Source organism: Chryseobacterium sp. PCH239 (assembly GCF_018924625.1).
Taxonomy (GTDB): Bacteria; Bacteroidota; Bacteroidia; order Flavobacteriales; family Weeksellaceae; genus Chryseobacterium; species Chryseobacterium cucumeris.
Map to the genome: position 1 here is coordinate 1,408,004 of NZ_CP073027.1, position 25,639 is coordinate 1,433,642.

General features: G+C 36.7%; 17 protein-coding genes and 1 pseudogene. 8 read left to right on the plus strand and 10 right to left on the minus strand.

Annotated features, from left to right (window positions below; translation table 11 throughout):
- Window positions 1-17: 17 nt before the first annotated feature.
- The 3 genes from KBP46_RS06510 to secD all read right to left on the minus strand — a co-directional run bounded on the left by KBP46_RS06510 (window position 18) and on the right by secD (window position 5,267).
- Window positions 18-821 (minus strand): arylamine N-acetyltransferase, encoded by an 804-nt coding sequence (locus KBP46_RS06510; RefSeq protein WP_216444953.1) that lies wholly within the window; start codon window positions 819-821, stop codon window positions 18-20.
- Between the two features lie 103 nt (window positions 822-924).
- On the minus strand, window positions 925-2,181 hold the full coding sequence (locus KBP46_RS06515; RefSeq protein WP_216444954.1) for a TCR/Tet family MFS transporter: 1,257 nt from the start codon (window positions 2,179-2,181) through the stop codon (window positions 925-927).
- A 176-nt stretch (window positions 2,182-2,357) separates the two neighbouring features.
- A complete protein-coding gene (secD, locus tag KBP46_RS06520; RefSeq protein WP_216444955.1) occupies window positions 2,358-5,267 on the minus strand; it encodes a protein translocase subunit SecD in 2,910 nt (969 codons plus the stop codon).
- A 216-nt stretch (window positions 5,268-5,483) separates the two neighbouring features.
- Here secD and KBP46_RS06525 point away from each other — a divergent pair, with 216 nt between their 5' ends.
- Complete coding sequence (locus KBP46_RS06525; RefSeq protein WP_216444956.1) at window positions 5,484-6,851, plus strand: sorbosone dehydrogenase family protein; 1,368 nt, start codon at window positions 5,484-5,486, stop codon at window positions 6,849-6,851.
- Window positions 6,852-7,054: 203 nt separating this feature from the next.
- On the opposite strand, the gene hemN is transcribed toward KBP46_RS06525, so the two are convergent.
- The 3 genes from hemN to KBP46_RS06540 form a co-directional block, all read right to left on the minus strand.
- Window positions 7,055-8,413 (minus strand): oxygen-independent coproporphyrinogen III oxidase, encoded by a 1,359-nt coding sequence (gene hemN / locus KBP46_RS06530; RefSeq protein ID WP_216444957.1) that lies wholly within the window; start codon window positions 8,411-8,413, stop codon window positions 7,055-7,057.
- A 178-nt stretch (window positions 8,414-8,591) separates the two neighbouring features.
- Window positions 8,592-9,605: a glycosyl hydrolase gene (locus KBP46_RS06535; protein WP_216444958.1), complete on the minus strand. Its 1,014-nt coding sequence runs from the start codon at window positions 9,603-9,605 to the stop codon at window positions 8,592-8,594.
- A 46-nt stretch (window positions 9,606-9,651) separates the two neighbouring features.
- Window positions 9,652-11,169, minus strand: a complete 1,518-nt coding sequence (locus KBP46_RS06540; protein WP_062670751.1) for an amino acid permease — start codon at window positions 11,167-11,169, stop codon at window positions 9,652-9,654.
- 164 nt (window positions 11,170-11,333) lie between these two features.
- Here KBP46_RS06540 and pnuC point away from each other — a divergent pair, with 164 nt between their 5' ends.
- The 5 genes and pseudogenes from pnuC to KBP46_RS06565 all read left to right on the plus strand — a co-directional run bounded on the left by pnuC (window position 11,334) and on the right by KBP46_RS06565 (window position 17,291).
- Window positions 11,334-11,996: a nicotinamide riboside transporter PnuC gene (gene pnuC / locus KBP46_RS06545; protein ID WP_062670753.1), complete on the plus strand. Its 663-nt coding sequence runs from the start codon at window positions 11,334-11,336 to the stop codon at window positions 11,994-11,996.
- Window positions 11,997-12,000: 4 nt separating this feature from the next.
- Entirely contained in the window at window positions 12,001-12,666 is a 666-nt protein-coding gene (locus KBP46_RS06550; RefSeq protein ID WP_062670754.1) for a hypothetical protein, read from the plus strand.
- 89 nt (window positions 12,667-12,755) lie between these two features.
- Window positions 12,756-13,522, plus strand: a pseudogene (gene dapF / locus KBP46_RS06555) (diaminopimelate epimerase).
- Window positions 13,523-13,554: 32 nt separating this feature from the next.
- Window positions 13,555-14,580 carry an endolytic transglycosylase MltG gene (gene mltG / locus KBP46_RS06560; protein ID WP_216444959.1) on the plus strand — a complete coding sequence of 342 codons (1,026 nt, stop codon included), beginning with the start codon at window positions 13,555-13,557 and terminating at the stop codon, window positions 14,578-14,580.
- A 131-nt stretch (window positions 14,581-14,711) separates the two neighbouring features.
- Window positions 14,712-17,291, plus strand: a complete 2,580-nt coding sequence (locus KBP46_RS06565; protein ID WP_216444960.1) for a TonB-dependent receptor — start codon at window positions 14,712-14,714, stop codon at window positions 17,289-17,291.
- Window positions 17,292-17,336: 45 nt separating this feature from the next.
- Here the strand turns inward: KBP46_RS06565 and KBP46_RS06570 are convergent, their stop codons facing one another.
- The 3 genes from KBP46_RS06570 to KBP46_RS06580 all read right to left on the minus strand — a co-directional run bounded on the left by KBP46_RS06570 (window position 17,337) and on the right by KBP46_RS06580 (window position 20,562).
- Window positions 17,337-17,789, minus strand: a complete 453-nt coding sequence (locus KBP46_RS06570; RefSeq protein ID WP_062670769.1) for an adenylyltransferase/cytidyltransferase family protein — start codon at window positions 17,787-17,789, stop codon at window positions 17,337-17,339.
- Window positions 17,790-17,928: 139 nt separating this feature from the next.
- The gene (gene galE / locus KBP46_RS06575; protein ID WP_216444961.1) at window positions 17,929-18,951 is read right to left on the minus strand and encodes a UDP-glucose 4-epimerase GalE; all 1,023 of its coding nucleotides are present in this window, start codon (window positions 18,949-18,951) and stop codon (window positions 17,929-17,931) included.
- A 486-nt stretch (window positions 18,952-19,437) separates the two neighbouring features.
- The gene (locus KBP46_RS06580) at window positions 19,438-20,562 is read right to left on the minus strand and encodes a DegT/DnrJ/EryC1/StrS aminotransferase family protein (protein ID WP_062670775.1); all 1,125 of its coding nucleotides are present in this window, start codon (window positions 20,560-20,562) and stop codon (window positions 19,438-19,440) included.
- Window positions 20,563-20,650: 88 nt separating this feature from the next.
- On the opposite strand from KBP46_RS06580, the gene KBP46_RS06585 reads away from it, so the two are divergent.
- Window positions 20,651-22,252 (plus strand): S8/S53 family peptidase, encoded by a 1,602-nt coding sequence (locus KBP46_RS06585; protein WP_216444962.1) that lies wholly within the window; start codon window positions 20,651-20,653, stop codon window positions 22,250-22,252.
- A 219-nt stretch (window positions 22,253-22,471) separates the two neighbouring features.
- Here the strand turns inward: KBP46_RS06585 and KBP46_RS06590 are convergent, their stop codons facing one another.
- Complete coding sequence (locus KBP46_RS06590; RefSeq protein WP_216444963.1) at window positions 22,472-25,006, minus strand: phosphoenolpyruvate carboxylase; 2,535 nt, start codon at window positions 25,004-25,006, stop codon at window positions 22,472-22,474.
- 222 nt (window positions 25,007-25,228) lie between these two features.
- Here KBP46_RS06590 and KBP46_RS06595 point away from each other — a divergent pair, with 222 nt between their 5' ends.
- Window positions 25,229-25,633 carry a hypothetical protein gene (locus KBP46_RS06595; protein WP_123277970.1) on the plus strand — a complete coding sequence of 135 codons (405 nt, stop codon included), beginning with the start codon at window positions 25,229-25,231 and terminating at the stop codon, window positions 25,631-25,633.
- The last annotated feature ends 6 nt before the right edge of the window (window positions 25,634-25,639 follow it).

Genomic DNA, 25,639 nt, shown 5'->3' on the forward strand with positions numbered 1-25,639 from the left:
ATTATATTTTATAAGTCTTACCAGATTCTGACTTTTGACTTCAACGCTTCTATCGCATTTTCTTTAAGCCCAAAAGTATTAATCAATATTTCATAGAGCTGTATATCATTTTCTATCGTTATAGATTCCTTTTCACCATCACGAGTCCGGATATTCAGAACATGGTCTGTATAGGTATAACGAGCATTCTCATCTACTTTTGAAAGAATCAGTCTGTTCTTAAAATGAGAATCCGGATGAGTAGACAAATACCAGTTGGAAATATCAAGGTCAACAGGTTCTACATTTTCAGGAGTAAATCGATACACAGGAAGCCACTGCTCCTTCCACATCCAAAGCGTATAGGTTTCTTCTTTATGGGAAACTTTAAACATTCCGTTGGGTGTTTGCTGCTGCTCTTCTTCATTTAAAAGTACAGGTGCAGTGAGCGTGGCTGTTCCAAATCCACAATCTACTACATATTGATCTCCATCAAAATCGACAATAAGTAAAAGATGCGTCTGTGCAGCAATACTATCCTCCTGCCTTCCCCACACTACCCTTCCAAGCTGGAGCTTTACATTGAATCCTAATGTTTTTAAAACTTCACTTAAAAGCAGATTCTGTTCATAGCAATATCCGCCTCTGGATTCAATAACCAACTTTCTGAAAACATCATCTACATTCAAAGAAGGCACTTTTCCAGTATAAGAGTCTATATTTTCAAATGGAATATATTTAGGATGAAGCTGATGTATTTTCCTCAATGTTTCCATGTTCAACTCCGGAGTTCCGGAGAAATGAATCCGTTCAAAATACTTTTCCAGGTCTGCTATATTCATAATTTTGTTTTTCCTGTTTCAGCAATGAGCAAAACTATTCACTCCTGTAAATTTATTGAAAGATGTAACTCAAAATCACCTATATCTCATCAATAGAACAAATCTACGGCTTGTGAAAATCTTTTTCAGAGGTGATATCAACTAATTTTTTTTTTTTCTGAAAAGCAGAATAAGTAATTACCACACTGACCGCCATTAAAATAAATGCTAAAAAGAAAGGTGCCCCTGAAAATTTGAACGGTGCTTCATCATGCGTGAAATAGTAAAATAAATTAGTCATCATCGGAGGTCCTATAATGGATGTAGCACTCATTAAACTCGTTAATGCTCCCTGAAGCTCTCCCTGTTCATTGGAAGGAACACTTTTCGTGATGACAGACTGTAAAGCCGGTCCGCAAATTCCTCCTAAACAGTAAGGAACCAGAAACACAAACATCATCCAGCCTTCTGAAGCAAAGGCAAACAATAACATTCCTACTGCATAGAAAGCCAATCCGTAATAAATACTTTTCTGCTCGCCCAGTCTGGGTGTTGTATATCTGATAAGCCCGCCCTGTACAAGACCTACCAGCAAACCTACTACTCCCAATGAGATTCCTACCATTCTTTCTGTCCAGCTGAATTTATACATCGTAAAGAAGCTCCAGTTACTCTGTACCGCATGGCCTGCAATATAGATCAATATCAACGAAACAATCAAACCTGAAATTTCAGGGTGCTTGCCTAAAAACTTAAATGAACCAATAGGGTTGGCACGTTTCCAGTCGAATTCTCTTCTTTTATCTTTATCCAAACTTTCAGGAAGGATGAAATATCCATACAAGAAGTTAAGCAGACACAGACCTGCTGCGGCATAGAAAGGAACTCTGGCTCCATAATGTCCTAGAACTCCACCCAGAACAGGTCCTATGATAAATCCGAGCCCAAAAGCAGCACCTATCAGTCCGAAATTCTTAGCCCTGTCTTCATCCGTGGAAATATCAGCAATATAGGCACTGGCGGTAGTGACACTTGCTCCTGTAATCCCTGCAATGATCCTTCCTAAAAACAGCCACCAGATCGTTGGAGCCAGCGCAAGGAAAATATAATCGATTGCAAATCCGAAAAGAGAAATCAGAATGATGGGTCTTCTTCCGTATTTGTCACTAAGATTTCCGACTAACGGAGAGAATATAAATTGCGTAAATGCATAGGCAAATCCAAGCCAGCCACCATATTTTGCAGCTTCACTAATATCTGCATGAATAAGTTCCTCAATTAATTTGGGAACAACAGGGATGATGATTCCCCATCCCGTAATATCGATCAGTAAAGTAATAAATATGAAGCCTATAGCTGCTTTTTTCTTTGAATTTTCCATGATGGTGCAAAATTAATCAAATCTGAAAAATAATGATTCTAAATTATCAATAGTTAATATGTATACTAAAAAAAAGTAAAGCAATACGAGCACGAACAGCTGACCACTATTGGGGCTTTGATTAAAAAAAGGCCGTTTCTTTCGAAACGGCCCTTACTAATTTATTGTAGTTTGTATTACTTAGAAGCGAGTTCTTCTTTAGCAGAAGTAGATTTTCCATGTACCTCTTCTTCTTTCCCAGTCTTAAGGAAGTCATAAGCAATTGCAGACGCCACAAAGATGGATGAATAAGTACCAAATCCAATACCGATTAGCATCGCAAACATGAATCCTCTTAAGTTATCACCTCCGAAGATGAAGATCGCAAGGATCACCAAAATCGTAGTGAATGAAGTGTTGAATGTTCTACCCAACGTACTTGAAATAGAGTCATCAAACAGACCAGCTAGTGTTAATGATTTTTTCTCTCTCAGGTATTCTCTGATTCTGTCGAAGATAATTACCGTATCGTTAATTGAATATCCTAACACAGTAAGAATCGCAGCAATGAAGTCCTGATTGATCTCCATATTGAACGGCATATATTTGTGAAGCAATGAATATGCTCCTAAAATAATTACCGCATCGTGGAATAGAGCAGCAACTGCTCCAAGAGAGAACTGCCATTTTCTAAATCTTACAAGAATATAGATGAAGATCATTGCTAATGCAGCTAATACCGCATAGATACCGTGAGTCTGGATATCATCAGCAACAGAAGGTCCTACTTTCTCAGAAGAAATAATTCCTGCGTGGTCTTTATCAGCAGATTTGAAATCTTTCAATGTTGTTCCTGCCGGTAAGTTTGATTTTAAACCTTCGAATAATTTCTGTTCGATAATCTGGTCAGCCTTTAAAGATTCATCTTCGATAAGGTAATCCGTAGAGATCTTTAATTGTTTGTTGTTTCCGAAAGTTTTAGCTTCTACAGAAGAGTTCTTACCGTCTTCAGTTTTGAATAATGCTACTAATTTTTCTTCAACATCTTCAGCTTTTACATCTTTATCAAATCTTACCACATAGTTTCTACCACCGGTAAAATCGATACCATATTTGAAACCGTGTGTAGCGATTGAAACAATACAAATAACTGTAAGAACAGCAGAAACGATGTAAGCATATTTTCTCTTTCCGATGAAATCGATCCAGGTATTTCTGAATAGGTTCTTCGTAGCCGGAGTCCAAACAGAAAGTCCTTTTCCTTTATTTAATCTTGAGAAAATCATTACTCTTGAAAGCAATACAGACGTAAATAATGTCATTAAGATACCGATCATCAACGTCAATGCAAAACCTTTAATAGGCCCTGTTCCGAAGAAGAACAATACAACTGCCGTTAAGAAAGTCGTAGTGTGACCATCGATAATCGCATTTAATGCATGTTTGAAACCATCTTTGTAAGCTTCAAGAATACTTTTCCCAGCGAATAATTCTTCTTTAGTTCTTTCATAAATGATAACGTTCGTATCCACCGCTACTGCCATGGTAAGAACGATACCCGCGATACCTGGAAGCGTAAGGGTAAAGTCACCCGAATCCATAATACCGAAAATATAGAATAAGTTGATCACCATCGCAATTACCGCGTATACACCAGCTCCACCGTAGTAGAAAATGATATAAACAATGATAATAGCAAATGCAATGATAAACGACATTAAACCAGAATCAATAGCCTCTTGTCCTAAAGATGGACCTACAACGGTAGCCTGAACTACTTTTGCACCTGCAGGCAATTTACCAGCACCTAACACATCTACCAGTTCTTTAGCTTCTTCCTGAGAGAAGTTACCAGAGATCTGAGTTCTACCGTTAGGGATAGCATTTACAACGTTAGGAGCTGTGTATACTCTGTTATCAAGAGTTACGGCAACTGGTTTTCCAACGTTTTTCTCAGTTAATGTTTTCCATTCTTTTGCTCCTTTAGAGTCCATCTGCATATCTACCACTACTCTGCTTAGTTCATCGTAGCTGATGTTTGCAGTTTCTACAGCACCGTCTACCGGAGCTTTCTGGTTAATGTTACCTCTGATCGCATACAATACTAAACTTTCAGTATCGGTAGCTTCAGGTTTGTAACCCCACATGAACTGAGTATATTTAATGTTAGCCGGACGTAAAGACTGACCTACTTTGCTGTTTAAAATTTTGTTTACAACTGCAGTATCGGATAATTTTACGTTAGCAACACCATTTGTTCTTAATTTGTCAAGCTGTAAAAGGCTCATGAAGTCCACATTCTTTGCCACTCCCATAGAATCTCCTTTTGCAGCAACCATAGTTGTCAAAGTCTGGAAATAAGGTGCAATTTCAGGAACCTGCTGTACTTCCCAGAACTGAAGTTTTGCAGAAGTCTGAAGCATTTTCTTCACTTTATCGATGTCCTTCATACCAGGCATTTCCACAGAAATCCTCGCTGTACCAGGTACTCTCTGAACGTTTGGCTGGATAGCTCCAAGTTTGTCAATTCTAGTTCTGATTACCTCGAAAGCTGTTCCTACAGATGCATCGATTTTTCTTTTAACAATGCTTTTCACCTGCTCATCAGGCGTGTTGTACTTCACCTCAGTAAGGGTTGTATTTCCGAAAATTTCCGGATCCGCCAACTTAAGATTTGCCCCTTTAGCTTTGTTAATTACATCGAACTGCTCAAAGAAGTTGTCGATGTAAGGTTTAGTAGAATTCTTCTGTGCTTCATCAGTTTTGTTTAAAGCCTCAATAAGAACAGGATTTGTAGAATAATTGGTTAAATCATTCACAAGATCTCTTTGGTTAATTTCCAAAAGAACGTTGATCCCTCCTTTCAAGTCAAGACCAAGTTTCATTTCCTTGTCTTTGGCTTTAGTGTAATAAAGTTTTGTGAATCCTAAATTCAAAGTATCCTTAGAAAGTCTTGCGATTTCTTTTTGATACTTCTCCGGATTGTCTCCTGCAATAGCAGTTGCCTGCTTTTCAATTTTGCTGGCGTACCATGTTGGTAATAGCTCGTTTAAGCAAATCAACCCTAGTACAATAGCGACAATTGTAATAAGTCCTTTTCCTTGCATTTTGTTATAACTACGTTAAATTAAGTCGGCAAATATAATGATTTTCTTGTATTTTATGAATTTTTAACAACAGAAATGGTTTATTTCCAGATATATTGGTATCGTGATTTCTATTTAAGATTTAACAATTTTTTCATACTATCATAATGAAGTCTTCAAAATCGATTGGTATAAAATTTTCATTTACTTTTCCAACACACTAACTCTCAAAATATTATGAAAAAATTACTTTTTAGCATCAGTGTTTTTTCTTCCTTAATTGTTAATTCTCAAAGCATTAATTTGGAAGAATTTGTGACAGGACTTACCAGCCCTGTAGAGATTACGAACGCCAATGACAGCCGCCTTTTTGTGGTTCAACAAGACGGCATCATTAAAATTATTCAACCCAATGGGACTATTAACACAACCAACTTTCTGAATATCGGATCAAAAATTACTTTCGGCGGTGAAAGAGGCCTTCTTGGTCTTGCATTTCATCCTCAATACTCTACCAACGGGTATTTTTTTGTGTATTATAACAACCTTTCAGGCAATATTATTGTTGCCAGATACAGTGTGAGCTCTACAGACCCAAACGTAGCAGATCCTGCTTCTGAAAAAATACTGTTGAATATTCCCAAACCATTCGACAATCACAATGGAGGAAGCATTCATTTTGCTCCTGATGGAAAGCTTTGGATCATCACCGGAGACGGAGGAAGTGGTGGTGACCCGAATAATAATGCCCAAAATAAAAATGTTTTATTAGGGAAAATGTTGAGAATTGATGTGGATGCTACCGGCCCTTACAATATTCCGCCAGACAATCCTTTTGCCGGAGCCGGAGTGGATGGTGCAGACGAGGTATGGGCTTATGGTCTTAGAAATGCCTGGAAATTTTCTTTTGATCTGACTACAGGTAATGCTATGATTGCGGATGTTGGACAGGGAGCAATAGAAGAAATCAACAAAATGCCCATTACTACAGCCGGATTAAATTATGGCTGGCGTTGTTATGAAGGAAATAATGCTTACAATACAGCAGGATGCGCTGCACAGTCTACCATGACCTTCCCTGTTGCTGTATACAACCATTCTGGCGGGAAATGTTCTATCACAGGCGGCTACGTCTATAGAGGAAGCCAATACCCGTCACTTCAGGGAAAATATTTCTTTGCAGATTATTGTTCTTCTCAGATCGGAATGCTGGATACCAATAATACCATTACTTGGACGACTCCTTATTCCGGAAATAACTTTTCTACTTTTGGAGAAGATTATCAAAAAGGATTGTATGTCGCAGATTTGAGCAATGGAAAAATTTTCAAAATATCTACAGGAACTTTAGGAACTAATGAAAATACTTCAGGAGCAGTAAAGGTTTATCCTAATCCTGCTTCCAAGGAAATTTTCATTGATGGGGTGAAAGATAAAAAAGCAACCCTGGAAATCATCAGTGCAGAGGGAAGAAAAGTGATGGAAACGGATCAGATTATTAATGGCAAAGCAATTAATATCTCAGGGATACCTGCCGGAGTGTATTATATTAATCTAAAATCCGGGGAACTGAAATCATATAGTCAGAAATTGATTATTAAATAGTAGTAGCTGGTTTTAAACGCAAACGAAACGCTAAGGCTTTTAAATTCTATAAAAAAGGGTGGCAAAGGCTTTTCACCAAGCAAAAAACATTGGACTACTCTAGACACCTTAATACAATCTTAATGTTTCAAAAAAGTTTAAACAAGTTCAAAACAAACCCACGGGTCTATAAAAAAGCGGTTCAGAATTGAACCGCTTTTATTTTATATAGTCATTGAGAAAATCCTAGTTTCAGGTTTGTTTCTCATCATCCTCAGGTCAAAAACCATGGCTACATTCCTTGTGAATGCTCTTCCGGCTTCTGTAATTTTAACTTCAGTTCCATTGATCTCAACCAAACCGTCATTTTCCATTTCTTTCAGCATTTCCAGCGCATTGTCAAGCTCAGGGAAAGAGCTATTAACATCAAAAGTGGTTTCAAGCTGACACATAAGATTCAGAATATGTCTTCTTACCGTAAGATCCTCATCGCTCAGAACGTGTCCTTTTACAACAGGAATCTCACCTTGTTCAACCATTTTCTGATATTCTTCCACTGTTTTTACATTTTGGGCAAAAGCATACCATGAGTCTGAAATAGCAGACATACCAAGCCCAACCATCAGCTGGGTTTTACTAGAGGTATACCCCATAAAATTTCTGTGAAGCTTTTTATGAATCAGAGACTGATACAGATCATCATGCTCAAGAGAGAAGTGATCCATCCCTACTTCAATATATCCTAAATCCTGAAGAAGCTTTTTTCCATCTTCATACAAACGGCGCTTCTCTTCTCCACTTGGAAGGTCATTTTCATCAAATCCTCTTTGTCCGACACCTTTCACCCATGGAACGTGTGCGTAAGAATAGAATGCCAGTCTGTCCGGTTTCAGTTCCATAGTCTTTCTGATGGTATGTTCCATTGCTTCCCAATTCTGGTGCGGCAATCCGAAAACCAGATCATGGCTGATTCCTCTGTACCCTATTTCCTTTGCCCATTCTGTAACGTTTTTCACATTTTCAAAAGGCTGGATTCTGTTGATGGCTTTCTGAACTTTAGGATCGTAATCCTGAACTCCAAAGCTCACTCTTCTGAAACCAAGGTCATATAAGGTCTGAAGATGTTCCTTCGTCGTATTGTTTGGATGCCCTTCAAAAGAAAATTCAGGGTGCTCTGCAATGTCTACCGATGAAAAAATACCTTCCAGTAATGTTCTTAAATTCTCAGGAGAGAAAAAGGTAGGAGTACCACCTCCCAGGTGTAATTCTTTCAGTTTAGGTCTTTCGTTGAAAAGATCAAGATATAGTTTCCATTCCTTTAAAACACTTTCCAGATAAGGTATTTCAACACTATGCTGTTTGGTGATACGCTTATGGCATGCACAAAACGTACACAATGCCTCACAGAAAGGCAAATGGATATAAATAGAAATTCCCTCCTCTGCATTGCTTTCATGAAAAGACCTGATTACGGTTTCCTTCCATTGTTCCGGTGAAAATGTTGATTCATCCCAATAAGGAACGGTAGGATAAGAAGTGTAACGCGGTCCGGGAATATTATACTTATCTATTAAAGAGTTCATTTTGAAAATTAAAATTTTATAAGGGTATGAAATTTAACATAATTAAAATTCCACCCTACAAAATTAACCATTAGTTATGAATTTTAACCTATGAATTATATTAGGTTCTATTTTATAATGAGTCTAAATACGTATGATCAGGCTTTTGGCCAATAGTGATAAATTCTATTCCTGCTATTTAAAATTTTAATTTCATCACCGCAATTCTGTCATTTCCTGCAAGAACCACTTTATTAGCATCAATCCACTGGCAGACAAAGAATCCTTTTTCATCAGAAATTTTAGTCCATGTTTTTCCAAAATCTGAGGAATAACTGATGTGCTTATCTCCCACTGCCACTATTTCTTTTCCTTTGGATCCCGGTTTTATTTTCACACAAGTGGTATATCCCGCATTCTGTCCTGAAGCCTGAATCTGCCAGGTTTTTCCTGCATCATTTGACGTTGCAATATTATTGATATTAGCATCCTGTTTGGTATAATCTCCTCCTGCTGCTATTCCGAAACGGTCTTCAAAAAAATCAATGGAATACATTCCCTGGGAAGATTCTCCTTGTATGATTGGGGTATTGAACAGTTCTATTTTATCATCTTTCAGGTTCATTCTTAAGATTCTTGAAGCTTTTCCTCCAGTCGCAATCCATAAGTATTTTTTAGAGGATGAAATATTGGTATTGCTGGCGGCAAAAGCAGCTTCGCCATCATTTAACGTTACATTATTTTTAAACATGTTCCATTTCCCATCCTTATATACCGCCAGTTTCAGCAGGTGATCTTTATCTGCGTCACTGAAGGTATAGGCAAGTTTATCATTCACGAAATGCAAAGCATCATAAAACGCTGTTTTTGCAGTATCTTTAAAAATCACCTGTGATTTCAGATCTTTTTTATCAATTTTGAAAAAACGTGCCGGACTTTCAATATTGATTGCATAGAAAGAAGTTTTATTCTGTCCTAGTGTTCTGAACTGAAGTTTTTCTTCAGATAGCCTGACCTGTTTCTGGTTTTTATAGTCTTTAAGATCTACAAACCCGAATTTGGAATCCGTACCGCTGTACCATACTTTGTTGTCATATAGTTCAAGAGCCCTGATACTGATTTTATCGTTAAGAATGGTTTCAAGGCTTTCCACCTGTTGGGAAAACGCTGTAATTCCTACGGACAGGAATACAATGGAAAAAATATTTTTCATAGTAATAATATTGTGACAAAAAAAACCGCCGAAGCGGTTTATATTATTAATCCTGATTCTGATATTTTTCAGGGTTGTTAAGCTTACTGTTTGATTTTCCGTAAAGGAAGTATACCAAACCTCCTAAGAATAACCATACTGCAGAAAGTTCCAATGCATGAGCACTTAGGTTAAAGATCAAATATAGGTTGATAATTACTCCTAATGCCACTACGATTTTATAAGCAGGAACTTTGAAAGGTCTGATCAGATTAGGTTCTTTCTTTCTCATTACCCAAACTGCGATACAAACCAGTGTAAATGCAAAAAGGGTTCCGAAACTTGTCATATCTGCCAATGTAGAAATTGGTGTAAATGCAGCGATTAAAGCCACTACAATTCCCAACAGGATAATTCCTTTGTAAGGTGTTTTTGTTTTTGGGTGAAGCTGTCCGAAGAATTTAGGAATCAAGCCGTCTTTTGCCATACCGATGAAGATTCTGGACTGCCCCATCATCATTACCATTACAACAGAAATCAACCCTACAGTAGCAGCAATCGTTACGATATTACTCGCCCAGTGCTTTCCTGCAATTTCAAAAGCATACGCAACAGGTGCTTTGATGGCATCCGGATATCTTCCTTCAGGATTAAAGTCTGTATAATGCATCATCCCTGTCAATACAAGAGATACACAGATATATAAAGCTGTACAGATCAATAGTGAAGCGATGATAGCGAAAGGTACATCTTTTTTAGGGTTAATAGCTTCTCCAGCCTGTGTAGAAACAGCATCAAAACCGATATAAGCAAAGAAAATAGCTGCTGCTCCGGAAATAATACCTTTAATCCCGTAGGCAGAAACCAGATCTCCTTCAGAGTTCTTGATCTTTATCGGATCCGGAATAAAAGGTTTCCAGTTTTTAACCCCATCTACAGCATTATAAAGATCTGTATTAGAGAAAATGATATATACTCCGGCGATAATTACAAAGATAACAGCTGAAGTTTTCATTAAAACGATCAGGTTATTTGCTCCTGCAGCTTCTTTAGTTCCTTTTACCAATAATGCAGTAATTAAAAGAACCAGAATAAATGCTGGCAGGTTCATAGAAAAACCATCTCCGGTATAACTTGCCGGGTCTGATGTCAGATAGGCAGGCAAATGAATATTAAAAATCTTCAAAAATTTATTAAAATAACCGGACCAACTCACGGAGACGGCCATACTCGCCATCGCGTACTCGAGAATGAGACACCATCCCATGGCCCATGCAAAAATTTCTCCTACTGTTCCATATGCATAAGCATAAGCTGAACCCTCTACAGGAATAATGGATGCAAACTCTGCATAGCATAATGCAGCAAAAACGCAGGCGATCCCTGCGATGATAAAGGAAATGGCAAGTGCTGGTCCTGCGTGATAATAGGCTCCTGTTCCTGTAAGAACAAAGATTCCACCACCGATGATAGCACCTACTCCAATTGCTGTTAAACTCCATTTTCCAAGGACTTTTTTCAGCTCACTTTTCTTCATATCTGCCTCATAGGCACTTAGTGGCTTTTTAACCCAAATTTTCGACATGTTTTTTTATTTATTAAGGATTTACGAAAATATAAAAAATTTAGGAACTCCCACGTTTATCGTTAAACTTTCCTCATTTATTTTACATTAAAGGTTTAAAAACCTGAACAACACATTATATAATCCATTTTAAAAAGTCCATATTTTTGCTTATTTTTGATTGCATGAATTTATATGATCTTTTTGTAAAGCCTTATGAAAGCTATGATTCTTTACAAATTATGTTGGAAGCATCAGGTGCAATTTTCGGAATACTGAGCGTATTTTTTTCCATAAAGAAAAATATATGGGTGTATCCTACCGGCATTATTTCAACGCTGATCTATGTATATCTTCTTTTCAATGCCGGGCTTCTGGGAGACTGTATGATTAACGTCTATTATACTGTCATGAGTATTTATGGATGGGTTCTATGGGCAAGAAATTCTGAAGATCATGTTCACGTAGAAGTTACATGGGCTACCCGAAAAGAATGGATACATGCAAGTATTCTTTTTGTGCTGAGTTTGGCATTTGTTACTTTTATTTATTATTGCAAACCTTATATTGATCATTTAGAAGGTGGTTATTTGGGATTGTATCATCTCGACTGGGCCAATTGGATGGATATTTTTACCACTTCCATATTTTTAGTAGGAATGTGGTTGATGGCCAAACAGCGCATTGAGAGCTGGATTTTCTGGATTCTCGGAGATCTTATTTGTATTCCTATGATGATTTTTAAGGGACTTGGAATCACTTCGGTTCAATATTTGGTATTTACTATAATGGCGATCTTAGGATACGTCAATTGGAAAAAAAGTTTTAAAGAAAAAAAAGTACAATAAAGTCATGAAAAATTTATTTAAAATAGCAGTCAGTATTTTTGCTATTACCAGTTTAACCTCTTGTTTAGCATATACCGACGGATACGGAAGCAATAGTGGTTACGGATATGGTGATCCCTATTACAACAACGGGTATTATTATGCTCCTTCAGGATACTACGGAAGCGGAGGATATTGGGGCAATGATGGCTATTATTACAGAAACAACGTTAATTATTACTATGATAATGGCATTCCTTATTATTATGACAATTATAATAACTCCAGAAGAAAAGTCTATGTAGAAAGAAGATCATCTTCTTCGTCAAGACCTCAAAACGGATTCCAGAATACGCGTACAACGAACAGTAACGGTTCATATAATAATAACGGAGGATTCAATAATAATAGAAACTCTAACAGCAACAGCGGATTCAGAAACCAGAATAGTGGTTATCAAAACAATCAGGGAAATCAGAACAACAGTGGTTTCAGAAACTCCAACAGTAACAGTGGATTCAGAAATCAAAACAGCAGTAATCAGAACAACCAGGGAAACCAGAATAACAGCGGTTTCAGAAATTCCGGAGGCAGCAGATCAGAGTCTTCCGGCGGTGGATTCAGGAATAGCTCGGGCAGCCAAAGCACCAGTTCAAGCAGACAGCAGAGCGGCGGTGGCGGCTTTAGATAAAACGATTATAAATAAGGAAACGAACAGCTAACACTGTTCGTTTTTCATTTAAAATATAGTAATTTTGCTTCTTCATTTAACAAAAAAATATGGAATTTTATAAATATCAGGGAACAGGGAATGATTTTGTAATGGTAGACAACCGTGATCTCCAATTTACTAAAGATAAAGATAGCATTGAAAATTATGTGACAGACGTTTCGGAATAGGTGCTGACGGTCTTATTCTATTGGAAAACGATCCTCATTATGACTTCAAAATGGTGTACTACAATTCTGATGGCGGAGAAAGTACGATGTGCGGAAACGGAGGAAGATGCCTTGTCGCTTTTGCTTTTTTCCTTGACATCTTTGAAGACAAATGCAAATTCATTGCGACAGATGGTGAACATGAAGCTGAAATCCATAACGGAATCATTAAATTAAAAATGATCAATGTGGATACTATCTCCCAAGACGGAAATGATTTTGTTCTGAATACCGGATCTCCTCATTATGTAAAATATGTTGACAATCTGAAAGATTATCACGTTTATGACGAAGGATATGGCATCAGAAATTCAGAAAAATATAAAGAAAAAGGAATCAATGTGAACTTTGTAGAAAAAATTTCCGATAATGAAATTTTTGTAAGAACCTATGAACGAGGCGTTGAGGACGAAACTTACAGTTGTGGAACAGGAGTTACAGCTTCTGCTTTAACTTTTCTGCAAAAACATAATCTAACCTCTGTAAAAGTTAAAACTTTAGGTGGAAACCTTAAGGTATATGCTGAAAAAAGCGGTGATGCATTCCAGAATATTTGGCTGGAAGGTCCTGCAAAGCAAGTTTTTAGAGGTAAAACAGATCTTCTTTAAAAACAAAAAACTTTTAATCAACATTGATAAGAATGAAAAAAGCAATTCTCATTGTCATTCTGCTGGTTTTTGTAGTGGCAGGATTTTTTGGTTTGAGATTTTATAATAAATACTTAGGAAATAACGTAGAAAAGGATGGTTACGTTCTGATTCCTCATAGAGCAGGCTTTAAACAGATCCTGGATTCTATTGCTCCTTATATTAAAGACAGGGAATCTTTTGAAGCTGTGGCTAAAGAAAAAGGTCTTGATACCAATTTTAAAGCAGGACGTTATCACATCCAGAGCGGAACAGGTAACAAAAACCTTGTCAATATGATCAAAGCAGGTAACCAGACTGCAAACTCTTACAGAATCGGTGATTTTGGAGATATGTATCAGATGATTGGTAGGGTGACTAAAAAAACAGAAATTGATTCATTACATTTTGTGAATGATCTCGATGCTGTTGCACAGGAGAAAGGATATAAAAATGTTGAAGATTTAAAAAAATATTTTTTCATTGATACTTATAATTTTTTCTGGACGGTAAGTCCGAGAGAATTTTTTTCCAAGTTCGAAACTCAATATAATGATTTCTGGACGAGTGAAAGAAAAAACAAAGAACAGCAGTCCGGTCTTACAAGAGATCAGATTTATGCTTTAGCTTCTATTGTTTATAAGGAATCCGGAGGAAAAAAGGACGAAATGAAAACGATTGCAGGATTATATTTAAACCGTTACAGAAAAGGAATGAAACTTCAGTCTGATCCTACGGTAATTTATGCAATTAATAAGCAGACTAATTTTAAAGAACCTATAAAAAGGGTATTATATAAGCATTTGTCTACACCATCACCTTATAATACTTATGCCAATGCAGGTATTCCTCCGGGACCTATCTGTGTAGTGGATAAGAATTCAATAGATGCTGTTTTAAATGCCGAAAACAACAACTATATATTTATGTGTGCTGATCCGGCAAGATTCGGATACCATAAGTTTACTGCAAGTGCTGAAGAACATGCAGTGAATGCAAAGGCTTATCAGGACTGGCTCAACTCAAAAAATATAAAATAAGTTTAGAAGCACCAGAAAATTTAAACAGTTAGAAAAAAATATACAACCATAATGTTTTGATGTTCACACTATTATAGACACTCAAAATATTAAGGGTTATTCTTTCACGATCTTATACAAAAAAATAACCTATGAAGAATAAGACAGAAATTGTCACTATTTTCACCAGAAAAACTTTAGGACTTACCTTAGTACTTTCAGCGGCAGCACTGGCTTTTGCACAAGAAAAGGCTGGAGTTTCAGGAATCATTGTCAACAAAAAAAATCAACCGGTTCCTTACGCTTCCGTAACTTTCAGCAATAAAGCCAACAAGACTTTAAGTGATGCTGTACTAACTGATGAAAAAGGACAGTATCAGCTACAACTTATGCCCGGAGACTATGACATTACAGTAGAAGCTATTGATTACAAAAAAAGTGTAGTCAGCAAAAACATTGCAAAAGCAGGTAATATCGGTGCTCTATCTATTGAAGCAGAGTCAACCTCTACTGTAGATGGTAAAACGAAAGAAATACAGGGTGTTGTTATTACCGCATCAGCAACCAAAGCATATAAAGTAGAACTTGATAAGAAAACTTATGATCCTTCACAGGATATTGTAAGTAAAGGAGGAAATCTTCAGGATGTTTTGACCAACGTTCCCTCGGTTTCCGTAGACACAGACGGAACAGTATCGATGAGAGGAAATTCAAATGTAAAATTTCTTATCAACGGAAAGCCGTCTTCTCTTCTTGGAATAGACGATGGAGCCAATGCTTTGCAAAGTATTCCTGCGGATCAGATTGAAAGAATTGAGGTAATTACCAACCCTTCTTCTAAATTTGAGGCAAGTGGAACTGCCGGTATTCTGAACATCATTCTTAAAAAGGATAAAAAGATGGGATTCAATGGTAGCGTAACCGGAACTTTAGGTTACCTTCCAAGAACCAATCTTAATGCAAACCTAAACTGGAGAAAAGGTAACTGGACCTGGTTTTTAAATGGCGGCGGCGGTTATCAGAAGAATGAAAGTACCATGAAGAATACAACTACCAGAAAGGATGATATTGGCAGCTTAGCTTCAACAGCATTCCCTTTTACTCAGTATTCCCAACAAAATGGTAAGACAACCAGAGAAAGTGACACTTATAACGTGACGGCTGGTTTTACTCATGACTTCAGTGATAAGACTTCTATCAATTTCTCGGGAATGATCAGAAGTTTTGATACAGATCAAACCGGAATTAACACTTATAATGAAAGGCTTTATAAAGATGCTTCTACCGTAAATGATGTTGTTAGAGAAAGAAATAGCTTTGGAAATAACAAAAATCTGGCAACACAGTTTGATCTTGGACTTGATCAGAAAATTGGAGATAACGGCCAGTTATTATCCGCATCCGCAAGTTACCAGACGAACAAAACAGACGGAACCAATCAGATTGTACAGAGAACTTTTATCAATAATCTTTTACAACCTACCGGTACTATTAATAATGTAAGTACAGATTCTAAAACGGATACCTTTATTGGAAAAATTGATTATGAACTTCCAATAGGTGAAAAGTCTAAATTAGAAGCAGGAGCACGTTATGATTATAACAGAAACACGTATGATTATTTTGTGGACCAAAGTAATAACGGACAGCCTTCCTTTACAAGATTTGATTTTACAAGTAACACGGTATATTCTGAAAATATTCTTGGAGTGTATGCACAGTTTAAAAGTAAAATTGGAGAAAAATTTGCGTATCAGTTAGGATTAAGAAGTGAGACTTCAAAAATTGACGTTAATTTTCAAAATTATGATGTAAACGGAAACCCGGCAAATACTCCAGAGGTTAATAAAAACTACACTAAGTTCTTCCCTTCTGTATTTTTAAGCTATGACCTCGCAAAGAACAATCAGATCTTGTTAAACTATTCAAGAAGAATTAACCGTCCGAGAGCTTTCTCCCTGATTCCATTTATGTCTTTTGATGATGACAGAAACTACTTCAGAGGAAACCCGGATCTTAATCCAACCTACGAAAACTCTTTTGAACTTGGATACAATCTTTCAAATAAAAAGATTACGTTTAATCCAACTTTGTATTTTAAAAAGTCTGAAGATGAGCAAAACAGATATCAATACATCGATGAGACCGGAGCTGTCAATACCATGCCTTTCAACGTGGGTACGGAGACCAATTATGGTTTGGATCTGAATGGAACTTACGATCCTTACAGCTGGTGGAAAATAATGCTTTCTGCTGACCTTTACGGATATAAAAATACAGGAAGCTTTAACCTATTCCCTGACAATCCACGAACTGTAAATGATTTCTCAGGTTCCGGATTTTCATACAGAATACGTTTTAACAATACTTTTAAGCCTACTAAAAACTTAAGCCTTCAAATCCAAAGTTTCTACAGAGCTGCTGAGAAAACAGCTATGAATAACAGAAAGGCCATGTATGGTATAGATTTAGGAGTAAGCCAGACCATCTGGAAAGGAAACGGAATTATAGGATTCAACATCAGAGACATCTTTAATACCAGAAAAATGAAAAACTTCTCTGATAATGCCCAATTTACCAGAGAAATGGAAATGCAATGGCAGCCAAGACAGTTTGCTTTATCCTTCACTTATAAGTTCAAGCAAGGTGAGAAGATTGATGCCAAACCAAAAATGAAGAAAGATATTAATTCTAATACAAAAGGGGACGAAGAACAAGGCGGCCCAATGTAATACAGCAAAAATCCCGAAAGTTTCTTTCGGGATTTTTTATTTCTGTTATTTTACAGGTTCTGCTTTTGCGTATTTTTCTTTTTCAGCTTCATAAATTCTCCTTCTCAGATCGCTGGTGGAAAACCTATGGTCTCTTTTGTTGAAAAATAGCTCAATTCCTTTTTCTTCACAGTATTTCTTACCTGTAAAGTCTTTGTCCATGTAATCATCCCCGATGATTCTTACGTCAATCACAAATGATTTAAGAATATCCAAAAGGTCTTCTTCTGTGTAATAAGGAATTATCTCATCCACAGCATTCACCGCTTTCAGTTGGATATATCTTTCAACAATAGTCTGACTTGGCTTATTTTTGTTTGGACGATCGTGGGACGGATCGATTTGAAGTCCGACGATTAAATAGTCACATACAGTTTTAGCTTCTTCAAGCATTTTAATGTGACCTGCATGCAATAAGTCAAATGACGAAAATGTAATACCTATTCTCTGTGTCTTCATATTAATGTTAAATTAAAGCTTCGCTGAAATAAATGTTTTTTAAAAAGATAAAACACCAAATTTCAAGGAAGATGTTTTTGTAATTTGTTTTATGATCTTTTAAATTGCTCTTTCTATATAAGCATTTCTCAATGCTAAGTTATGAATTTCTGGTGTTCAGATATTTTTGCCATTCCCAAACTGTTCTTAAAGCTTCTTCAAGCGAGGTTTCAGACTTCCAGTGAAGTTCTTTCTCAGCTTTATCCGGGTTGGCATATGCAATAGTGATATCCCCTTCCCTTCTGGCACAGATCTGATAAGGCACTTCTACATGATTGGCTTTTTCAAAAGCTTTTACCACTTCCAGTACAGATGAACCCTTTCCTGTTCCCAGGTTGTAGACATCTATCACAGCATCCGATGAAGGATCCTCTATCAGTTTCTTTAATGCCGCAACATGTGCTTTTGCCAAGTCAACAACATAGATATAGTCACGAACGGCCGTTCCATCCTCTGTAGGGTAATCATCACCCCAGATATTCAATTTCTCACGAATTCCGGAAGCCGTCTGCATCACATAAGGTACTAAATTATTAGGAATCCCTATCGGCAATTCTCCCAGTTTTCCGGAAGGATGTGCTCCGATTGGATTAAAATATCTTAATAGTGATATTTTACTCTGATAGGCTTTTGCAAAATCAATCAGGATCTGCTCTCCCATTTGTTTTGTTTTCCCATAGACACTTTCAGGGGTTTTCAACGGGGTATTTTCATCTATCGGCATTACATCTGCCTGTCCGTATACCGTACATGATGAGCTGAAAATAAAGTTGGAGATCTTTCTTGCTTTAAATTCCTGAAGAATATTAATCAAAGAAAACAGATTATTCTCATAATAATCAACAGGAATGATCTGGCTCTCTCCTACCGCTTTAGAGGCAGCAAAATTGATACAACCATCAATCTGGTGAGCATCAAACACCTGAGTAAGAAGTTCTTTTCTTCTTAAATCAAAAGGATAAAAAACAGGCTTCTTACCTGTAATGTCCTCAATATTTTTTAAAATAAACCTTTCCGTATTGGATAAATCATCTACAATAACCACTTCAAAGTCGTTATTGAGAAGTTCTACAACAGTGTGAGAACCAATATATCCAAGTCCGCCGGTAACAAGTATTGCCATTTTTTTATCTTTTGCGCTTTCTTAGTCTTCGCTTTTTCCTATATTTTCTATTTCATTGATTCCTGTTTCTTCTATCTCACTCTTTTTATTAAGATAAAAAATATAAAAAACAATAAAACCTATAACTCCTGTATTAAAAGTAATTACAAAGTTATAATATGAGTTATTAACATAAGTTTTAACCAGGGTATATTCGGCATAACAAACCAGAATAAAGATCATTACTGCAAAAAAATTGAGGATAGTTTTTGCCCGTTTTATTCTAAAATAAATGATCCCTCCTGAAATTAAATTTATGATAATATAAAAAGAGTATTTTGCGACATTTTCATAAATACTCTCTTTATAATATGTGGAATAAGATGAGGAATTATAAGACTTCAATGTATTTATGATATAGATTGAATACAGCCCCACAATAAAAAGGTGAAATCCTAAAAAAATTTATATTTTCTCCCTTTTAAAAAAATTCCTTCATACTTATTTTTATCCCATAAACTCAAGCACTGCATCCGTAATATACTTCAGCTGTTCTTCGTCTAATTCTGTATGCATTGGCAACGAAATTACCTGATCCAAAAGCTTATCTGTATTCACAAAGTCTGCAGCGTTGCTTTCCTGGAAGTATGCTTTTTGCTTTCTTAATGCTACCGGATAATAGATCATTGCAGGAATTTCTTTTTCCGCTAAAAACTTCTGAAGCTCATTACGTTTTCCATTCAGAATCCTTAATGTATACTGGTGGAATACGTGAGTAGAGTTTTCCGCTCTTTTTGGAGTCAGGATATTCGGGTTCCCTTCAAAAGCTTCATCATAAAAATCAGCTGCTTTTCTTCTTGCTTCGTTGTAAGAATCAAGATGAGGAAGTTTCTTTCTTAAAACCGCAGCCTGAATACTGTCCAAACGTGAGTTTACTCCTACCTCATCATGGTAATATCTTTCGTACATTCCATGGTTTACAATTCCTCTTAAACGGTGAGCTAATTCATCATTATTGGTAAAGATAGCACCTCCGTCTCCGTAACATCCCAGGTTTTTGGAAGGGAAGAAAGAAGTGGTTCCCACAGTAGACATTGTTCCTGCCTGTTTTACACTTCCGTCAGAGAATGTATATTCTGAACCGATTGCCTGAGCATTGTCTTCAATAACAAATAAATTGTGCTCTTCAGCAATTTTTAAAATTTCCTCCATATTAGCGCACTGTCCGAAAATATGCACCGGAATTATCGCTTTTGTTTTGGGCGTAATTGCTTTTTTAATCTGTTCAGTAGAGATTGTGAATGTATCATAATCTACATCTACCAGTACAGACTTTAATTTAAGCAGGTGAATAACTTCTACTGTAGCAGCAAAAGTAAAATCAGCTGTTATAATTTCGTCTCCTTCTTTCAGATCCAACGCCATCAGGGCAATCTGTAATGCATCTGTACCATTGGCACAAGGAATAACATGTTTTACGTCTAAATAAGACTCCAATTCATTCTGGAAAGACTTTACTTCAGGACCGTTAATAAATGCCGCAGAATCCATTACATTCAAAACTGCATTGTCTACATCATTCTTTATTTTGTAATACTGACTTTGCAAGTCAACCATCTGAATTTTTTTCATATACTAAATATTTCTGTAAAAATAAGGAATTTAAAATCCTATCAAAAATTTTATTGATTTTGTTTTTATCTTTATACAAATAAATTTTATGAAAAAACTTTTACTCTTTTGTTTCCTAACTGGTTACCTTGCCGTTTCCGCACAAACGGAGCTCGTCTTTGTTTACTTCACGGATAAGCCTAATAAAGCTGCTTTTTACGCCAATCCGCTGTCGGAACTCAGCCAGAAATCACTCAACAGGCGTACCGCGCTGGGAATTCCCCTCAATGATCAGGATGCTCCTATTGAACAGTCTTATCTTCAGAATCTTCAAAATTTGGGATTTGTTGTTACGGATTATTCAAAATGGCTTAATGGTGCAGCAGTTAATGCTACTGCTGCACAAAAAACATTACTTCAGGCTCAAACTTATGTTTCCGCTGTTGAAAGTTTTGCCAGAAACAGTTCTGCTACTGTGAAACCAGCACCAGGAAAATGGAAAGACGATGCCAGCATCAATAAAATACTTACCAATTTTAATTACGGTTCCGGAGCCGGACAAATAGATCAGGTGAATATCCGGCCGCTTCATCTGGCAGGCTATACGGGAACAGGAATTTCCATAGCGGTGATTGATGCCGGATTTCCAACGGTGAATACAGGTGCTGCTTTTTCAAGATTGTGGACCAATAATCATATCAAAGCCTCTTATGATTTTGTAACCAAAACCGGAGACATCTACAATGCATCTCTCAGTACTCATGGCTCCGTCGTGTTAGGTGCTATTGGCGGATATCTTCAAGACGTTTTTGTAGGAGCTGCACCTGATGCTGACTTTTATCTTTACCGCAGTGAAAATGCTACCGTAGAGATTCCCGAAGAAGAACTCTACTGGATTGAAGCTGCTGAGGAAGCAGATCGAAAAGGAGTAGAAATTATTACTTCTTCACTAGGATACAATGTTTTTGATGAAAGCCGTTACAATTATACATATGCCAATATGGACGGGAATACTTCATTTATTGCCCGCGGAGCAGGTATTGCCGCTGACAAGGGTATTTTTGTTCTTGCTGCTGCAGGAAACTCCGGACAACAGCCCTGGCATTACCTTATGACACCCTCTGACAATGCAAAAGTATTTTCTATCGGATCTGTAGATTCAGCCGGAAATGCATCCGGATTTTCTTCTTTCGGGCCTAATGCTCTCGGGGTGGTAAAACCGGATGGAAGTACCCAAGGGAGCGGTACAACAACCGTGTATGATAATGCGACCTTAGTTGTAAACGGAACTTCTATTGCTACTCCTATTGCCGCAGGCGGTGTTGCATGTCTTATTCAGGCATTCCCAACAATGAACAGAGAGCAGATGAGAGCAAAGCTGAGACAAACGGCTTCACTTTATCCTGCCCATACCGATCAGATGGGATATGGTATTCTTAATTTCGGAAGTTTATACAATCTCGTTCTGAATACCTCTGAGACTGTAAAAAAAGACAGGTTCTCCATATTCCCGAATCCTGCAAAAAATATCCTGAATATTGCATCAGAGCAAGAAGTTCAATCGTTAGAAATATATGATAACCTTGGAAGACTCATCAGGAAAAGCAACAACCAGAAATCTATAAAAGTGGAAGATTTTTCCAAAGGAACCTATTATCTGAAAATTCAGACGAAGGACAAGGTTTTCTACGAAAAATTCTTAAAGGAATAATTTTGTTTCTCGCAGATTATTCAGATTGAGCAGATTTAATACAACATAAACATCTGTACAATCTATGGGAGATATATTACTATTTTTTGTCGTATTACAACATAAAAATAAGTTTGAGCTAAAGCTCATTGAATGGTTTATAATAAAAAACGGGCTAAAGCCCGTTTTTTATTGATATTGATTATCATTTCGTTATGATCATTCTTATTAAAAAATAGCTTATGCAGAGTTTCTGCTTGCATTAATATTCCCGAACAGTGAACGCGTTACCAGCTTTTCATAAGCTTCTTTGTTGCCTTCTCCTTTCTGAATCTTCATTAAAGCATATTGCTGAATACTCAGCAACGGAAGTACAATCTTCTCGCGGATCTTCACCGATTTTCTGGATAACGGATCTTCTTCCTGAAGCATTTTAAATCCTGTCAGTTCCAGCATAATGTCTCTGGAAAGCTCATATTCATCGAAAAGGACATTCCAGAAAGCACCGAACTTCGGATTATTTTTGATATAGTAAGTCAATGGGAAGTAAGACTTGTTCATACTCATCATGGAGTTCAGAACTAAAGTCTTAAAGAAATCTGACCCTTTGTAAAGTTCCCTTACCTCTTCAAATCTGCCCTGTTCTTTCATCTTTTGCATTGCATATCCAAAACCGAAGAACCCAGGTACGTTCTGCTTTAATTGTGACCATGATCCTACAAACGGGATGGCTCTCAGATCTTCAAACTTCAGTTCGCTTCCGTTTCCTCTTTTTGAAGGCCGGCTTCCGATATTCGTTTTTCCGTAATATTCAAGCGTACTCATTTCCTGCAGATAGGGAACAAACATAGGATGCGCTTTCAGATCTGAATATTTTTTATAGCTGATATCCGCCAACTCAATAATCAAAGCTCTTTCTTTTTCGGTAAGTTCTTTTTTTGAATTTTTGAATACGTCATTTTCTACACCGGCGGTCAGAAGCTGTTCAAAGTTGTATTTTGCCTGTTCTTTATTTCCAAAAATACTGGTAATCGTCTGCCCCTGAATTGTTAGTTCTATTTTATTATTCGCAATTGTTTTTCCCTGAGAAGCATAGAAATCGTGGGTCTTCCCTCCTCCTCTGGCTGGTGGTCCGCCTCTACCGTCAAAGAATACCACTTTAATATTATTCTGCTCGGAAAGTTTTGTCAGTACTTCTTTGGCTTTATAAATTTCCCAGTTGGCTTTTAAATATCCTCCGTCTTTGGTTCCATCTGAGAATCCAAGCATGATCGTCTGCTGATTTCCTCTTTTTTCAAGGTGTTTTTTATAAACAGGATTATGATACAGCTCATTCATTACATTTTCTGCATTGGCAAGTCCTTCCATGGTTTCAAAAAGCGGAACAATATCCATATTGATCGCTTCATCCCGATAACCGCAGATTTTAAAGAAGGCATATACATTCATAACATCTTTTACCGCGTCAGAATTGGAAATAATATAACGGTTCATTCCTCTCAGTCCGTTCAGATTCTGGATTTCTGTAACCTGAGAAACCGTTAATAAAGTATCTTTTACAATATCTTCGAAATCCTCCGCATGTACCGTTTCTGACATCTGAATCAGTTTACTGAACTTCTGTTCGTAATCAGCCTCTTCATTTCCGTAAACTTTTGCATAAACCTCATCAATCACTTTCTGATGAATTCTGCTGTCCTGGCGAATATCCAGCGTAGCAAAGTGAGTTCCGAAGATCATCACACGATCCCTGAAATTGACCAAAAGATCTAAAAATAAAGAATTATGCTCATTGATCAATATTTTTTCTGCCTCATTGGCTTTCTTTAAAATATCTTCGGCTTTAATGCTTTTCCCGTCAAAAATGGCAGCATACAGCTCTTCACTTAACTGGGTCAACACTTCGGAAACACCTCTGAAACTTAATCTTCTTCTGATAAATTTCAAATGGCTGTAATAAGACTTCAGAATGGCTGAGCGAAGTTCTTCCGCTACTCTTTTCGTTACCTCTGCGGTTACAAAAGGATTTCCGTCTCTGTCTCCTCCCGGCCAGAAACCAAGCTGGATAATATCTTCATGAAGGTGAAAATGTCCGTTTCCGAAAGTCTTTTTGATCTTTGTAAACAGTTCACCGATGGTATCATAATACACATATCTCAGGTAAGAAATAATGCTTAGTGCTTCATCTATCGGAGTAGGTTTTTCTTTATTGACAAAAGGAGTCTTCCCCAGCTGCTGCAGAAGCATATCAATCTGCGTCACTGAATCACCGGTAATCGCTCCTCTCAAATCCTGAATAATTCTTTGTACCGAACTTGGATAAAACTGAGTGGGGTGCGCAGTAAATACAACCTTAACACTAAAATCTTTTAATTTCTCACGTACTTTTTCAATTTTATGATCCTGAAAAGAACGTTCAAAGAGGTTGGTCACCGTTCCATTATCACTTTCTGAATGGAGATTAGGAAATGCTGCATCTTCAATACTGTCAAACAAAACAACCTGTCTTTCTATATACTGGATGATCTTGAAAAGCAGTTCAAGTTTCTGCTCTTCGTTCTGAAGATCGGTATGGTTTTTAAAGAATTCTTCGACGATATCTTCAGGAGTTTTTCCTGCTTCATAGCCGGTCCTGCTTTCCTCATAAAGAAATGGAAGCAGCATTCCGATATTCGTCATTTTATCATAAGGCAGGCTCATAAATAATGAATTATAGATCTGGAACTTATTTTCCACAATCTGCCTGAATTTTTCTGCGCGTTGGTCATGTATCATATTAACAAATGTAAGCGATTTTGAAATTAATTTAATTGACAAATGACAAAAATAAAAGATGAAAACTATTTTTTAAAAAATTTTATAAATACTTTTTCCAGAGTAAACAAACGATTAACTATGGAATACTTGTATAGATTTTAAAATTATAGAAATCCATTTTTACTCATTCAGATTTAATATAATTTTGATTAACTTTACTCTTCACACCATCCATCATCCATGAAAAAAATATTTACTTTTTTACTCGTAGCCCTTCTTTTCATCTCTTGTGAAAAAGATTGTTACAATCCACCTCTGCCGATCCTTTTTAAGTTTGTGGATTCTAATGATGAAAATCTTATTGCCAATGGAACATTGACCACTTATTCAGTTCAGGACGAAGATAACAATAGTGTCCAACTATCCAAAACATCTGACAATATGATCATTGTAGAAAATGTAGGTGCCTATAATGGAACAAAAAAGTATAAATTCTTTTCTAATATTAAAGACTTAGACTTTTCAATACAATCATCAGAATTTAACGGAGGGTGTGATGGCTATCAAATTAATAAATTAACGTTTACAGGTATAGATATTGATGTAACTGCTGAAAAAGGATATTATAAAATTGTACTGGAATAATTCTCT